The organism is Novipirellula aureliae (assembly GCF_007860185.1).
In the GTDB taxonomy this organism is placed as follows: Bacteria; Planctomycetota; Planctomycetia; order Pirellulales; family Pirellulaceae; genus Novipirellula_A; species Novipirellula_A aureliae.
Map to the genome: position 1 here is coordinate 1091905 of NZ_SJPY01000001.1, position 15077 is coordinate 1106981.

Here is a 15077-nt window from a genome sequence, read left to right on the forward strand (position 1 = left end):
AAGAGTTAAATGTTATCGCGAATCGTTTTTGCTTCATCGAGCCAACGCAGGAGCGCTGCGTCATCATTTTCAATCAGCATTCGTCTGCAATCGTTGATTGAGTCCACCAATTTCGCAAGCTGTTGTTCGATCGCCGAGCGATTCTCTTTGCAAATGGCCAACCACATACCGGGGTCACCCGCAGCAACACGTGTGATGTCGCACCAACCGCTGCCGATGAAGTCGGCTGAATCCTGATTCACCAACCTCGCAACCGCAGACGAAGCCAAGTGGGGCACATGACTGACTGCCGCCATGACGAGGTCATGTTCGTCAGGTCGAAGCAGCGAGGTGCGGCTACCGGTGAGCTGCCAGAACGTTTCGGCTTTTTTGACAAATTCAGCTGGAGTTTTTTCGCTCGGTGTCAGAATGGTGACCTTGCCATCAAACAGTGTCTCGATGGCATGATCGGCCCCCGTTTTTTCGCTGCCCGCGACCGGGTGGGCGGCGACAAACTTACCGGTTGCCAAAGCATTATTGATGACCGCATCGACAATCCCCTGCTTGGTACTGCCGACATCGGTAATCAAGCACTCGGGGGGCGAGTCGGCGGCTGCACCCTGAACGAAGTCAGCAATGCGGTCGACCGGGGTCGCTACGACGACCACATCGGCATCGCGGCAACCTTCCGAGAGCGAATCGGTGGCCGAGTCGAGAATGCCGGAATCGACCAGCCAATGCCGTTTTTCGGGGTTGCGAACGACGCCAACGACATGCATGTCTGCAACACGACGGCGAATCGATTTTGCCACGCTCGCCCCCAGCAGACCGACGCCCACGATCGCGATTCGAGATGGCCAAACTTGCATGGCGGAATTAGTCGTCAAGGAAAATGGAAATCGGTTGTTTATAGAGCGAGAGTGTAGCCTTTGTACCGCTTTTAGGAAACGTGGTGAGAGTCCAGGCTTTAGCCGATTCAAGCGGCACAGCAAATCGCCTCAAGGTTGGGCGGCAACGATACCCTACCACCCAGGCTCTTCGCCGCGTTCCTCGCCGCGAGGATCGCTGCACCAGCGGGTCAAGGCTTGGACGACTTCGTCGCGTTCGATCGCGTTGGTCCACAAGGAATCGTCAACATCGAGCCGGATTTCATAATCGCCTTCGTGCATGCAATCGGGCTCACCGCAGAAATGTGGTACATCACTGGCCCAAACAATGCGGTAAAGGGGCACGTATTTGTCGTCTACTTTAACGATAGGTGAATCCATCAATTTATCGGGATTAGAGTAAAAAAGTCGCCACGGACCACAGGCTGGGAAGCCTACGCCACGCCCCTAATGTAGCTCTTTGCTGCGGCGTGCGGCAGTAGCGACGGCATCGATCAAGGCGGCCCTTAGTCCATTTTGTTCAAGGACTTGCAAAGCGGCAATGGTTGTCCCCGCAGGACTGGCCACTGCGTCTTTCAGCTCGGCCGGGTGACGTCCCGTTTCCGCGATCATTTTCGCGGTGCCCAATACCGTTTGGGTTGCTAATTTCAAGGCCAAATCGCGAGGCAGCCCGGCCAAAACGCCTCCGTCTGCCATCGCTTCGACGATCAAGCAAACGTACGCCGGGCCGGAGCCACTCACCGCCGTTAACGCATCCATTTGCGAATCCTCGATCTCGACCGCTAAACCGACGCTGCCAAGCGCGGTCTCGATCCACTGTTTATCGCTGGGTAAAACGTCTTTTGCGGCGCAAAAACCAGCGGCACCCGCACCGACGAGACTCGGCGTATTGGGCATGACGCGTACAACTCTTTGATGCCCAACCAATCCACAGAGCTTTTCAAGCGTAATCCCGGCGGCAATTGAAACGACCAATTTGCCGTCCCAAAAGCCGGCTGGCTGCTTAGCGACCTTTGCCACCAAGTACGGTTTGACGGCAAATAGCACGATGTCGCTGTCGACCGACGCTGCTTCCAAAGTATCGCGAACGGCAACCGCAGGCCGGTTTTCTTGCCACCACGCTTGGCTCGCCTGCCCAGGATCAATGACTCGAATGTCATTTTCCTGGATGACGTCCCTGTCGAGCATCCCACCGATCAGCGCTCGGCCCATTTGTCCGCCGCCGATGAGTGTCAAAGTCGACAACGACTGATTACGGGTTGGTTTTTCTTGCATTAGTTTTCCTGATAGTAGCGTGATGTCAATTGACCCTCTAGCGTACCGCCTCTAAATTGATCGGTTTTTCCGTTCCCCATTTCTGGAGATTTTCGCATGGAAGAAGCGATTGCCAAGGCGAATACCCTCATCGAAGCGATGGGGTGGATCCGTCAATTCCGAGGCACGACAACGGTCATCAAGATCGGTGGCAGTGTTTTGGACGACGAACTAGCGCTCATGCACATTCTACTCGACGTCATCTTCATGGAGTCAGTAGGGATGCGTCCCGTGTTGTTACACGGTGGCGGCAAAGCGATCAACCGTGCTTTGGCAGAATCAGGGATCGAGCCAAACTTCAAACGAGGGCGCCGCGTCACCGACGAACCAACCCTCCAAGTCGTCGAGAAGGTACTGGCGGGCGATTTGAACATCGCGATCACCAAAGAAATTGAACGTCTCGGTGGCCGAGCGATCAACTTGTCGTTCCTCACCACCAATGTCCTGTTTGGCCAGAAATTGCCAACGCCCGAAGACGAAGACCTCGGCTATGTCGGCGAAGTCACTCGCGTCGACCGCAATGTGATTGAAGGCTTGACGTACACGGACCAGGTCCCCGTCATGCCCTCGATGTGCGAAGGGGAGGATGGCCAGCACTACAATGTCAACGCGGATACCGCGGCGATGGCTGTCGCTCAAGCACTCGGAGCCGAGAAACTTATCTTTTTGTCAGACGTCAATGGGGTTCGCCGCGATAAAGAGGATCCCGATACCATCATCCATTCGCTGTCCTCGGACGAGGCCAGGAACTTAATCAAGACGGGCGTGATCGATTCAGGAATGATTCCCAAAGTCGAAGCCTGCTTAGAGACACTCGGTCGTGGTGTCAAAAAAGTGCATATCATCGACGGGCGTCTACGCCATTCCTTGCTTTTGGAAATTTATACCACGAGTGGAGTGGGCACCGAGATCCACCAATAGCGTGGCACAGGCTTCTTGCCTGTGCTGCCGGAAAAGACACAAACTAGAAGTTTTCCTGAAACCCACAGGCTAGAAGGTTGCCAGAACCACAGGCTAAGAAGCCTGTGCCACTGTTCAAGATGCCCTCAACCAGAAAGTATGTCATGCAAGAATTACCGAAGGGTCTACATCGAACCTTGCGGGACGGTTCGCGGATCACCGACGCCGTCGCGGGTCGCGCTTCGGTGCTTGGCTTTGGCAACGAAACAATCAGCGAAGCAATTCGTCAAACGGCGTCGGGGTACCTCGGCGATGCATGCGATCTTTCGTTGCTCGAAGGCGTCCACCGAGAGATCGACGGTGAAGATCTGCGTTTGCTCGAATCCGTTCAATCGCTGCTCGAAACAAGCGGCGAATCGTCTGCCTTCCAGCCCGAGTCGGTTTCGCTATATCCATCTGCCGACGAAGGGGTCGAATCGATGATCACGATCGCCCGAACCCAATCGGACGATTCACGCTATCGCACGATCACGCTGGCTCGAAGCGATCATGGCCGTACGGGGATGTGTCGATCGGCCAGCGGTCGCCCTGAACTGCAAGCGAAGTTTGGCCCGATGATGGCAGGCTTTGACCATGTCGAACCTGGCGACGTGGCGGGCTTGAAATCAGTGATCGACGAATCCACAGCCGCAATCATGTTGTCACCAATCGATTTCACGGATGCTGCGAAACCAATCGATGCGGATTATTTGCTCGAAGTTCGCCAATTGTGTGACGAGTATGATTTGATGCTATTATTCGACGAATCAAGATTATGCATCGGAGCGAGCGGTTGGCTGTTAACTTTCCAATCGATCGCCAACATTGCTGCCGATGCCGTTGCCCTCTCCGCTGGCCTGTTCGGGGGGTTGCCAGGTGGGATGCTATTGGCGTCGCCTCGTTTTACAATGGAACGTCTGAACGGTGTAAACCGATATCCGCTGCAAGCCAATGTCGCCGCCGCCACGCTGTCAGCATTGAACGAGCATTTGTCGGCCGTCTCAACGAAGGAAGAAGCCGCCGCCTTGGCTGTAGCGATTGCCGAAAAGGTGGCTCCGTACGAGTTCATTCGTGACATCAACGCATCAGGGATGACGATTGGAATCGAAACCGATTTGCCTGCCGAATCGCTCGTCGATGCCGCTGCAAAGAACCAATTGCGGTTCGTGGCTGCGGGTGAAACTTCGGTGATGCTACAATTACCTTTACGAATCGAGCCGAGTGAGCGCGACGCCCTGCTCGATCGACTTGCTGAAACCATGAACACAATGGAGCAAAGCCATGCAACATCTACTGACTCTGTTTGAACTCGAACCGCACGACTTGGTTCGCATTCTCGACACATCGCTCTCGTTGAAAAACCGTCTACAAGTTGGCGACCGACCACCGATCTTGGAACGGCGTGTTCTTGCTTTGCTGTTTCAGAAACCAAGTTTGCGAACAAGGGTTAGCTTCGAAACGGGCATGGCTCAGCTCGGCGGTTCAAGTTTGTTCCTAGGTGAAGAAGTTGGCTGGGGGAAACGGGAATCAACCTCCGATTTTACTCAAGTGCTCGGCCAATTCGTCGATGCAGTGGTCTGTCGAGCTAAGCGACATGAGCACGTTGAAGCTCTCGCGAAGTTCAACGCGATGCCGATCATCAATGGCTTGACCGATCTTTGTCATCCTTGCCAAGCAATGGCCGACGTGCTGACCATGAAAGAAGCCTTTGGTGAGACCAAGGGAAGGCACTTGGTCTTCGTGGGTGATGGCAACAATGTGGCCCAGTCGTTGGCGCTGATTTCCGCAATGCTGGAAATGCGATTCACATTGGCATGTCCGGAGGGCTACGAAATGGATTCGGATTGGCTCGGTCAAGTAGCCAAGCGTTATCCAAATGCGCAAATCGAAACGGTCAACGATCCGAACAAGGCGGTTGCCGATGCCGATGCAATCTACACCGACGTTTGGACGAGTATGGGCCAGGAGGCCGAGATGGCAGCACGCCGAGAAGCGTTTGCGCCCTATCAAGTCAACAAGTCATTAATGGCCGACGCACCGTCGCACACGCGAGTGCTACACTGTTTGCCAGCGGTCCGAGGCGAAGAGATTACCAACGACGTGATTGATTCGGAGCAAAGCGTCGTCATCAACCAAGCCGGCAATCGCATGCACGCCCAAAAGGGTTTGTTGGTATGGCTATTGAATCGCGAATGGATCGACCTCAACGTCGGCTAAGATGTCGGTTCGTTTCACTTCGTGCCCAGCGGGATTCACACAAACAAACGCAACAATCGGAGATCGGAAATTGCAAAACACAAAGTAGCTCCGTTATCCGTAATCGCCGCTACAGCCGTTTTTGCTTTTGCCGCCGGATGGTTTGCACGAGGAGCATACTTCGAGTCCGCAGTTGACGCCGAAGCACGTAAGATTGTTCGCGAAGTCGAGGGGACTTTCGTTCCTGAACTTGACGCAATTGTTGGCGGAGCCGATGCCAAGGCGAGATAGGACGAAATCGAAGGTGAAAGCGAGCATGACACCCAGCGCCGAATTGACTTCTTTCGCCGCTTGCGTGATGATCCAAATAGTGCAAATCGATGGCCGGCGGACGACAACGCTAGAAGCAAAATGGAATAGTCATTGACATTGGCTGGGGTGCTCAGAATTCGGTTTTGTTACTGTCGCCGTGAGCATTCGTTTTGTTCCACAGTTGCCTCTCTCCCTATTTAGAATTCGTGCAACTATTACGTTTAGCTGAACAACTTCACCACCGCTCCCAAGCGAAGAGATCGTACCGCTTTTAAGTCCAACATGGCTAACAACATACAACCTCCCTCAAGCGAAGCTTGGGGGAGGTCGAACGGGCGTATGCCTCGTTCGGGAGGGGGGGGTACGCGATCTGCTTCGTGCAAGTGCCGCACCGGCCCCCTCCCTCGCGAACGCCTTAAGGGCGTCGCTCGACCTCCCCCGGGCTGCGCCGGGGGAGGTGTAAAACCGCCCAAGCTATGATCGCCTCAACACCAAGCTTTTGAGCACCCTAGGCTGGATCGACGGACGGAAGACCCGGCATCCGCAGTTCAGCCAATCGCAAACATCTTTACGGTTTCTTGCCGGGTCGGCGACGCTTCTGCGACTTGAAGACAGCCTACCACTAACCTGCTAAAATGTTTTTCTACGGAGGCTGCTGAAGTGAAGAAACGTTTTGCTTTAACTCGGGTCGAACTGCTCGTCCTGCTTGGCTCGGGTATCATCATCTTGGGGTTGTTGATTCCAGCGGTGTCTACTGACCACCACGGTACTCACAGGCGCAACCAATGCAGCACCCAACTCAAGAACTTTGCGTTGGCTGCGATTCAGTATGAGAATACGAAAGGGCAGCTTCCTGGCTACTTGGAAGATTTTGGTACGTTCACTGGTTCGACCGATCCAGTGTATCCAGACGTTGCACCCGAGTCACTTCACCCCCATCGAAAGATTGGCACGGTGTTTGTTGCCTTACTACCTTGGCTTGATGCCCAACCAACTTACGAACGTTGGACCGAAGATCGATATCCGGTCGTGCATTATGGCGATGGTTCGTGGTTGAGTACCCCGAGTGGTTTTGTAGCTGAAGCGGCTCCCAATCTTGCGATTCTCCAATGCCCAAGCGATCCACTTAATGACGAAGATTACGGTCGCAACAGTTACATTTCCAACAATGGAATGCATCACCGATCAAAGGATGGAGCAGACCAATGGACGCTGCGACGCAGTGATGGTAGCGAAGTGACAATCGACTTTGCTCGCTCGATGTCAATTGCCAATGGCGTTTTCAATAACAAATTCGCTGGCTTAGATGCGGACGGCAAGCCAGTCGCGATTGGACCAGCGGTCCGGCTTGATGACTTTAAGGATGGTATGAGCAACACGATCCTGTTTAGTGAAAGCTTGCAAGCAGGGCCTTGGCATCAAGCAGGGTTTGCAACTGCGGATGATTTGCGAGTCGAGGTCCCTGAGTCAGAAGTCCGCTATCCACCCGAGGCCCGATTTACCCAGGGCATGGTGTGGCATTATGAAGACGACGAAAAAATTGACGGGGCTAGTGCTCTTCTGCCAATTCACCGAATCGATGGCGGCGATCCGTTCACGACCACAATGAATCGCCAAAACGCAGGCGACTTGGCCCGCCCCTCATCCGCTCATGTGGACGGAGTCAATGCCTCAATGGCCGATGGTGGCACACGATTCATTTCAAACTCGATCGACTACCGAGTCTACCAAGCCTTGCTGACGCCACGAGGAATCAAGAGCGACGTACCCAAGCAAGATTATGTTTTGGATGGGGAAGATATGTAGAGGTCTATTCGTTGCCAATGGATCGGATTAGCCTATGATGGAGGTGCGTCGAAGACCGCATATTGGACGCGTGAGCGTGGTGTCAAACGATAATGCCGGAGAAATGCATGAGTATTCAATTACCGCCAAGTGAGCAGAGTGCCGCAGAGCAATTAGTGGCCCTTGGAAAATTCGCGTCGGTTGAAGAAGTGGTTGTTGAAGGCGTTCGTCGATTGGTCAGCAGCGAACAGTTGCGAGAGCAGGTGCAAGCAGGAATTGAACAAGCGAACCAGGGGGACTTGGTCGACCACGACACGTTATTCGCAAAACTACGCGACCTAGCGACTGCAAGTAATGCTGATGCCGAATGAGAAAGCCGTTCTATACCACGTCTGCATCGGAAGACTTGGCAGGAATTCTTGCATTCATCGCCCGTGACAAGCCGCAGGCAGCGGTTGATTGGGTTGCTAAAATTGAGGCAAAGTGTAGAGCGATTGCGAATGCTCCCTGACCCAACCTACGACTGCGACCCTACGACTTCAATTTTTCGACGAAGGCTTCTACTTCTTCTTCTGTCATCCGTTGGCGTGTTTCATTTATCATCTTGAAAAAGTGTTTTTGACCTGATTCGCTTGATGGGTAGCCAACGTTGTCGCCAGATTCGGACTCATTGGACGTGATCAATTTTTCGCCCTCGGTGTCAAGAATCGCAAGCCAGGGGATACCGCCCTCGGCACCGTCACGAATCTCTTTCATCAATTCACGTGCTCCCCCCAAGCGATGGTCCATTTTGACCAAGATGTAGTCTTTCTCCCACTCTCGGTTGGCATTCAAAAACCGGGTCAGCAATTGACAAGGTCCACACCATGTCGCGGTTTCTTGGACAATCAATCGCTTGTCCTCTTCGCCCGCTTTCCGCAGCGCATCCTTTAAAACCGTACGAGCATCTGGCATTTCGGGTTTGTGATTGCGAAGTGATTCGAGCAACTTTTCTTTGGATAACTCACCGTCGATGCACAGAGCATGTGAGTCCAGAACGTCGACCTTCTTGCCATCTGCATCCAAGACCACCAACAAAAAGTTAGCTCGCTCGTCATCGATTGATTCTTCAATTTCTTCGGCCAATGCGTTTGCCGACTCTTTTCGTTCTTCGTCCGTTGGAATTGCCATGACTCGGAACTCGTCGCGAAGATCGCGAAAATCGCTATCTTCAAAACGGATTTCCATCAAACGATTGATCCTCGGATCTTCAGGTTTACCGAAGACGATTAACAGGTGTTGATTCACCAGCTTGATCGATTTTTCAGACCGCTGAAGTCGTTCGATCGGTGTGCCTTTGACCTCAAACGCTTGAGTCGTCCGCTGCTCGAGCGTTAATGGGACGTAAGGCTTCGGTGCGGGTGGCGTTTGTACGTCACCGAGGTCTTTCGACTCGCCCGCCTCCACCGAGAAATCGGGCAACGCCCAATAATAGCCGTCGTCCGTTCGGCCGAGGTTGACCGAATAATCGCGTCCACCGACGAGGCCATCGATTTCGAAATTGCCATCGACATCCGTTATCACCCTGCCACCGAATCGAGTGCTCCAAGTATTTCCTTTCACACTCGGCACATCGATGCCGTAGTTGATTTCCTGGTTCGGCCAAGGCTCCTTCGTCTCATCAGTGAACAATTGGCCTGTCACCGATCCGGTGGGTTTCAATTGGACATCAAGCTGCATTTGGTCGGGTGTGACAATGCTGATCGCCCCAAGATCCTGATCGCGATTGGTCACATGGACGTAGGTTGAGTCGCTGGAGCGCAGAACGCGGAACTTGCCTTCGTCGTTCGTCGTCGCAGTCCAATCTTTACCGCTGAAATTCTGTGACACACCCGCCAGCTTTGCATTCGCGATTGGTTCGCCAGTTTCCTCCTCGGTCACCATCCCTGTCAATTCGACCGTTTTCTGAATGACTGTCGTTATGTTGATTTTCAATTCAGACTGACCCGCGATTTCAAAAGTTTTGCTTTCCCCTCTGTGTGGCGGACGAATGTCGAATTGGCCATCGCCGAGCGAAACTTCGAATTGGCCATCCGCATTCGTCATTTCACTAAACACGGTCATCGGCCTAACCCAACGTCGTGAATTCTCGGGATTGGCGAGTTCGACACCATCAAGTGAATGTAAGTCCGTGCCATATTGGTAGACGACTACTCTTTCGTTCGGAAGCAACTCGCCACTCTGTTCTTCGGTTAACGTTCCGAAAACTCTGGTCGCATCACGCAGCACGAAATCCTTGTTCTCGATCGATTCATTAGCACGAACGGCGAAACCGGTATGCGGAGCGGAAGCGAATTGGTCATCTTTCGCAACGACCAAATAGACCTGCTCGGGAGCAACCTTTAGTTCGTAGCTGCCCTCCTCGTCGGTTGATGTCGTTGCACGACAGTCGTCCATCGTGTACCCAGCTCCTGTTGCGACGATGTTGATACCCTTGACAGGATTGCCGTCGGTATCGGTAACTTGGCCACGAATGGGCACGAGACGCTCGAGTTTGATTGTTGTTGTTCCATCGCCGGCCGACGGATCGTAAGTGCCTCGCGAACGAACAAAGTCATCGGTATTCGGCCAGATTTGCAGGATTGATTCTTGCCACGATGGAATCCAGTTGAAAACGACCTCACCATCATCGTCGGTATCTTGGGCAAAGTTTTCGGTGAAATAGCTAAGGTTCAAGTAATTCGCTTCGCTCTTTTTTTGTAGCAGCCAAACGTAAGTCGAAACGTTAGCGATCGGCTCCCCACTGTCATCGACCACTCGAACTTTCAGAGGCGACGTTCCTTCGAGCGTGAGTGTTTCGCTAGCGTCACTCGGAAACTCTGGAATTTCTGCCAAAGCATCCGCTTGCTGCAATCGCGAAAGCGAATAGACGCGGTAGTCCAGGCCAACATTATCTTTCCAAGCGACAATGGATTCGATTCGCTCGGTCTCGGGATAGCGAAACTCGGCGACGCCCGATTCGTCGCTACGGATGTCCGACAATGTACTGGGCCAATTCAATTGGACTGCGACCGATGCGTCCTCGATCGGTTTGCCGCTGGCGTCAACTACCTGAACGCGTCCTGTTCTCGCTTGGATAAGTTGTATTTCGATGCCTTCCGTCTTTACCGTTTCTTCGGCACCGCTGAAGCGATCGACCGATAGTTGTTCACCGTCAGCACTTTGGCTGCGGATGACAACTGCTGGCAGAGCCGCTTTGATCACTTCGATCGACGTGCTGAAGTTGCCATCGTCTTCCGTACTGACCTTTGTATCCAGTTTCCCAAACGGCAAGCCAAAATGAACGTTGGCATTGGCTGCGGGTGTCCCGTCGACGGAAACGACCGTCCCTGAAACGGGAACTAAGATCGTTGCAGGCTGTTTCGCAGACGAGTCAGCCGTGACGTTGGATGCGACAATGAAGCTGAGGGAAATGTTCGCGACCAGAATTGCCAGCGTTTGAATTGGCGTTTTCATGTTCTTGACCAAGTAACGATGTTGGGATGGTATCGAGCCCGTAAGTGTAACACTCGACTTATTGTAACGCAGGGTCGGGGTCGGTAGGCAACCCGCGTACAATGTCTTTCAGCAGCAGAATTTGATAGACTGACGGGCTGTCCAAAGAAGAGAACGATGAGTGAAACGATCTCCAGCTCCAGCGAAGGAGATCTGGTCTTGTACGGAGTTAGAGCGCAGTTTTCGTCCCGATAGCGACGACAGGAAAACACCGATATCCCTGAAGCATGCCGGAAACCGCGATGACAACCGGTCCTCCTGCCATCCCTTCAGGACTTCAATGGCAACGGATTTCTCGCCCCCCGGACTTGCGTCCGGGGCTTGACCCTAGCCTGGCTTCGCCACTGCCCGACTTGACCGCTACTACGTTAGCGTTTACACCAACGAGGTTGATTTTGTGCCTTTGCCTGAGACCTCATTGATGCTGAACGATTCTTCCACGAACAACTCTTTCATGGGCGATGTTGACATCACAATTGGTTTCTTGGTTTGGCGACGAGGTTATCGATTGGCGGCGTCTAAACGTTTATCATGTTCCTTCTGGGTTACCGAAGTTATCGCTTGATCCGGTTGAGCAAGAGAAGCGGAAAGCCGCAAGCTGGAAGCTAACGCTGCATCCGAATGTTTGGGTGTGTGGGGACCATTGTGAAACGGCTAGCACCCAAGGGGCGATGCATAGCGGTTTGAGGGTGGCCGAGAAAATTCAAGAATCAGTATCTCGTACTTAGAGTAAATAGATGAACGGAATCCGAACTCAGTTAAGATCGTGGTCCAGGCGTTATTGGAACTCCTTTTCATTCGTCGGCCTCGTTTTTGCAACGTTGTTTTTCGCTGGCTCGGTGACCCCTTCGCTGTTGCCACGCCCGTACGTGGTGCAAGGCATCCTGTCAGGGTTTTCGCTAGCGATTGGCTATGGGGTCGGCGTTTTCTTTGTCTGGCTTTGGCAATTTCTAGAGCTTCGTCAACCTACGAACAAGTTGAATACATGGTCGAAGCGAGTGACGACGGTGATCGTGTCGATCGTGTTTGTCTTGTTCATTCGCCAGAGCACTGCGTGGCAGAACTCGATCCGCGAGTTGATGGAGATGCCGCCCGTGGAAACGGCGGATCCCTATCGGTTCTTTGTCATTGCACTTGTTGTTGCTGTTTTGCTCGTCGCCGTTGCGAGATCGTTGATACTGGCTGGCCAGGTGTTGTCTCGACGTCTCGGGCGTTACATCCCACGTCGAATCTCGATCGCGCTCAGCACACTGGTGGTTTTGACGATCGCCATTCTGGTCTCGAACGGTTTAATTGCGAAAGGTTTACTAAGGTCCGCCGATCAATTCTTTTCGAAGCTTGACGAGGTGACCGATGACGGGATCGAACAACCGTCGGATTCGCTGATCTGCGGTAGTCCCGATTCTTTGGTTTCTTGGGATATCATTGGTCGTCGCGGAAAGGAATTCATTGTCGCTGGACCGACCCAGGAATCGATCTCCGAATTCACGGGGAAAGACGCCAAACGTCCCGTTCGAGTTTATGTCGGCATGAGCACGGGCTTAGAGGATGCGGACAAAGCGAAAATGGCATTGGCCGAGTTGAAACGTGTTGGCGGTTTTGATCGCCAGGTGTTAATCATTGCGACGCCAACCGGTACGGGGTGGCTCGATGAAGGTGCGGTTGATCCGATTGAGTATTTGCATAATGGGGATACCGCGATCGTCGCGACTCAGTATTCTTACCTGCCGAGTTGGATGACGATTTTGGTCGAACCGATGCGGGCACGCCGTTCAGCAACGCTGTTGTTTAACGAGATCTATGACTATTGGACAACGCTCCCCGCAGAGGAACGACCTGAATTGTACCTGTTCGGTTTGTCGCTGGGGTCGTTCGGTAGCGAAGGATCGGCTGAGTTAATCTCAACGTTCGAGGACCCGATACAGGGTGCGGTCCGCAGTGGTCCACCGTTCCCGAGCGGTGAATGGGCATCGATTGTTGCAGCACGCCAAGAAGGCACGCCGATTTGGATGCCGAAGTATCGCGATTCCTCGATGATTCGCTTTACGGCACAACAGAATCATTTGGAAACCGACGATCGTTGGGGGCCGATTCGAGACGTCTATATCCAATATGCAAGTGATCCGATGGTCTGGTTCTCGCCCCGCTTGGCTTGGCAACGCCCGGAATGGTTAGATCATCCGCGCGGTCCCGATGTGTCCCCAGACCTACGTTGGTATCCGATCGTCACTTTTTTGCAGGTAGGTTTTGACCTACCGATGGCGACGAGTGTGCCGATTGGCTATGGCCATAACTACAGCCCATCAAATTACATTGATGCTTGGTTCGCTGTGACGCAGCCCGATGATTGGACCGATCAAGAACTAATGCGTCTGAAAAAGCATTTCATGCCTGAATAAGCCGTCTTTGTTAGCCACGGTTCGCATGGAAAATTACAGAACCTTGGCGAGTTCCAGAAACCTTAAGTTCCGTCCCTTTTTCTTCACCCTCCCAAACGCAGTGGTCGTGCGGTTGTTTGTTCAGCCAAGTCAATAGCTCAATCACCTCCCCCCAAACGGAGTTTGAGGGAGGTCGAACGCGGCCTAAAGCCGCCGTTCGCGAGGGGGCCTACCCGATATGAATCCTGCAGGCCCCCTCCCTCGCGAATGCCTAAATGGCATCGCTCGACCTCCCCCGGCTGCGCCGGGAGAGGTACAACATACGGAGACACTTTTGAAACAAGCACCTCTTTCAACCGGACGCAACAATGGCTTGAAGTCGCGAAAACCCGAAAGTCTTGACGATTCCCCCTATGGCAATAAACTGGGGCAAGAAGGGATGAACCGTAACTCGATTCAAAGCAGGGCAGATGGAATTTATTTGGAACGATGGAGGCCGCTCGAGTTCGGGGTATGTCGGGTTGGCGGGCGATTGTGTCACGCGATCGATCGCCATCGCGACGGGACTTAGCTATCGGGATGTTTATCGCGATCTTGGAGTCGTTTCCAATAAAACGCCTCGCAATGGAGTCGTCACCGTTCACTCGTCGGAGTACTTGGCAAAGCTGGGATGGAATTACACGCCGGCTGACGGACGAGAGTTTTCGAGTTCTTGGTTGCCCAAGGGGGTGGTTATCGTTCATTTAGCAATGCCGAAGCAGCGAGCGTCGGGTCACTTTTGCACAATGGTCGATCACATCATTTACGATACGTGGAACCCCAGCGAAGAGGAGGAGTATTGCGTGGTCGGCTATTGGATGCACCCGAGCCACGATCGCGAGACAACGGCGCCGATACGGTCATCGAATCGGAAGCCTGACGCCGAACAAGAGATGACGCAAAAAGAGTTCGATAAAGTTCTTCACCGTTTGCGAGCTCTCGACAATACCGCCAACAACAATGCAAGCACCGACGGCGAAAAGCGCAACGCGTTGCGAATGATGCAAAACTTGATGCTTCGACACAACTTGTCGCGTGAAGATATCACAGACGAGGATAATATCGATAGCGTTTGCTTTACTCGGATGGCATGTCCAGTAAACGGGCGGCGTGCTTGCCAATGGGAAAAAAGTTTGGCTTGTTATCTGACGCGCGAGATCTTTCCGATGGCGATGTGCTACTACGGGACAAAAGGCCATCGGACGATGCTGTGGTTCTACGGGCCTCGCGATGACGTCCAAAACTGCATCGCGTTATACCGTGAATTGCTGTTGACGATTGCGACGTCAGCCAGACTGCGATACGGCGGGCATTCTCGTGGGAGCGGAGCGTCGTATGCGGAAGGCTATGTACATGGTTTACCAGGCTATGAGTCACCATCGGACCCCGCCGAGGAACAAGTGGTTAGCGAAACGGCACTCATTCATGCCCGTACGTTAGCGGTTCACAAAGCGGCTCGCGATTGGTTGAAACTTGAATGCGGCGTCTCCCTAGCGAGTGGTCGTGGCTACGGCCGCAGCCAACACGATCCCGCTGCCGCCAGTGTCGGGAAGCAACACGGCTCGAAACATGATATTACAGCAAACGGCACGAGAAAGCGAATTGCGAATTAAAATCGGTTTCGTTGTGAAGATTGACTCTATCCGAAAAACGCAGGTATCGTAGGGGATCGCGCAGAACCCCTTGCGTTAGGATCTTTAACAAGATCCACTAC

The 15077-nt window shown here is 53.2% G+C and carries 13 protein-coding genes; 9 read left to right on the forward strand and 4 right to left on the reverse strand.

Going from position 1 to position 15077, the window contains the following annotated elements:
• Positions 1–5 precede the first annotated feature (5 nt).
• The 3 genes from Q31b_RS04125 to proC form a co-directional block, all read right to left on the reverse strand.
• A complete protein-coding gene (locus Q31b_RS04125; protein WP_146598344.1) occupies positions 6–848 on the reverse strand; it encodes a prephenate dehydrogenase in 843 nt (280 codons plus the stop codon).
• Positions 849–1001: 153 nt separating this feature from the next.
• Positions 1002–1247 (reverse strand): hypothetical protein, encoded by a 246-nt coding sequence (locus Q31b_RS04130; RefSeq protein WP_146598345.1) that lies wholly within the window; start codon positions 1245–1247, stop codon positions 1002–1004.
• A gap of 66 nt (positions 1248–1313) precedes the next feature.
• The gene (gene proC, locus Q31b_RS04135) at positions 1314–2141 is read right to left on the reverse strand and encodes a pyrroline-5-carboxylate reductase (protein WP_146598346.1); all 828 of its coding nucleotides are present in this window, start codon (positions 2139–2141) and stop codon (positions 1314–1316) included.
• Between the two features lie 96 nt (positions 2142–2237).
• Here proC and argB point away from each other — a divergent pair, with 96 nt between their 5' ends.
• The 6 genes from argB (at position 2238) to Q31b_RS29560 (ending at position 7923) form a co-directional block, all read left to right on the forward strand.
• Positions 2238–3101 carry an acetylglutamate kinase gene (gene argB, locus Q31b_RS04140; RefSeq protein ID WP_146598347.1) on the forward strand — a complete coding sequence of 288 codons (864 nt, stop codon included), beginning with the start codon at positions 2238–2240 and terminating at the stop codon, positions 3099–3101.
• A gap of 143 nt (positions 3102–3244) precedes the next feature.
• Positions 3245–4426: an aminotransferase class III-fold pyridoxal phosphate-dependent enzyme gene (locus Q31b_RS04145; RefSeq protein ID WP_197170883.1), complete on the forward strand. Its 1182-nt coding sequence runs from the start codon at positions 3245–3247 to the stop codon at positions 4424–4426.
• Positions 4401–5336, forward strand: a complete 936-nt coding sequence (gene argF, locus Q31b_RS04150) for an ornithine carbamoyltransferase (RefSeq protein ID WP_146598349.1) — start codon at positions 4401–4403, stop codon at positions 5334–5336. The genes Q31b_RS04145 and argF overlap by 26 nt, the downstream gene beginning before the upstream one ends.
• 951 nt (positions 5337–6287) lie before the next feature.
• Positions 6288–7433, forward strand: a complete 1146-nt coding sequence (locus tag Q31b_RS04155) for a DUF1559 family PulG-like putative transporter (RefSeq protein WP_146598350.1) — start codon at positions 6288–6290, stop codon at positions 7431–7433.
• Between the two features lie 107 nt (positions 7434–7540).
• The gene (locus Q31b_RS04160) at positions 7541–7783 is read left to right on the forward strand and encodes a hypothetical protein (protein WP_146598351.1); all 243 of its coding nucleotides are present in this window, start codon (positions 7541–7543) and stop codon (positions 7781–7783) included.
• On the forward strand, positions 7780–7923 hold the full coding sequence (locus Q31b_RS29560) for a type II toxin-antitoxin system RelE/ParE family toxin (protein WP_146598352.1): 144 nt from the start codon (positions 7780–7782) through the stop codon (positions 7921–7923). The genes Q31b_RS04160 and Q31b_RS29560 overlap by 4 nt, the downstream gene beginning before the upstream one ends.
• Before the next feature lie 20 nt (positions 7924–7943).
• Here Q31b_RS29560 and Q31b_RS04170 read toward each other — a convergent pair whose 3' ends face one another.
• The gene (locus Q31b_RS04170; RefSeq protein WP_146598353.1) at positions 7944–10907 is read right to left on the reverse strand and encodes a carboxypeptidase regulatory-like domain-containing protein; all 2964 of its coding nucleotides are present in this window, start codon (positions 10905–10907) and stop codon (positions 7944–7946) included.
• A 500-nt stretch (positions 10908–11407) separates the two neighbouring features.
• Between Q31b_RS04170 and Q31b_RS04175 the strand changes: the two genes are divergently transcribed.
• The 3 genes from Q31b_RS04175 (at position 11408) to Q31b_RS04190 (ending at position 14976) form a co-directional block, all read left to right on the forward strand.
• Positions 11408–11674 carry an FAD-dependent oxidoreductase gene (locus tag Q31b_RS04175; RefSeq protein ID WP_146598354.1) on the forward strand — a complete coding sequence of 89 codons (267 nt, stop codon included), beginning with the start codon at positions 11408–11410 and terminating at the stop codon, positions 11672–11674.
• A 9-nt stretch (positions 11675–11683) separates the two neighbouring features.
• On the forward strand, positions 11684–13345 hold the full coding sequence (locus Q31b_RS04180) for an alpha/beta hydrolase (protein WP_146598355.1): 1662 nt from the start codon (positions 11684–11686) through the stop codon (positions 13343–13345).
• Positions 13346–13794: 449 nt separating this feature from the next.
• Positions 13795–14976: a DUF2786 domain-containing protein gene (locus tag Q31b_RS04190; protein ID WP_146598356.1), complete on the forward strand. Its 1182-nt coding sequence runs from the start codon at positions 13795–13797 to the stop codon at positions 14974–14976.
• Positions 14977–15077: the final 101 nt, after the last annotated feature.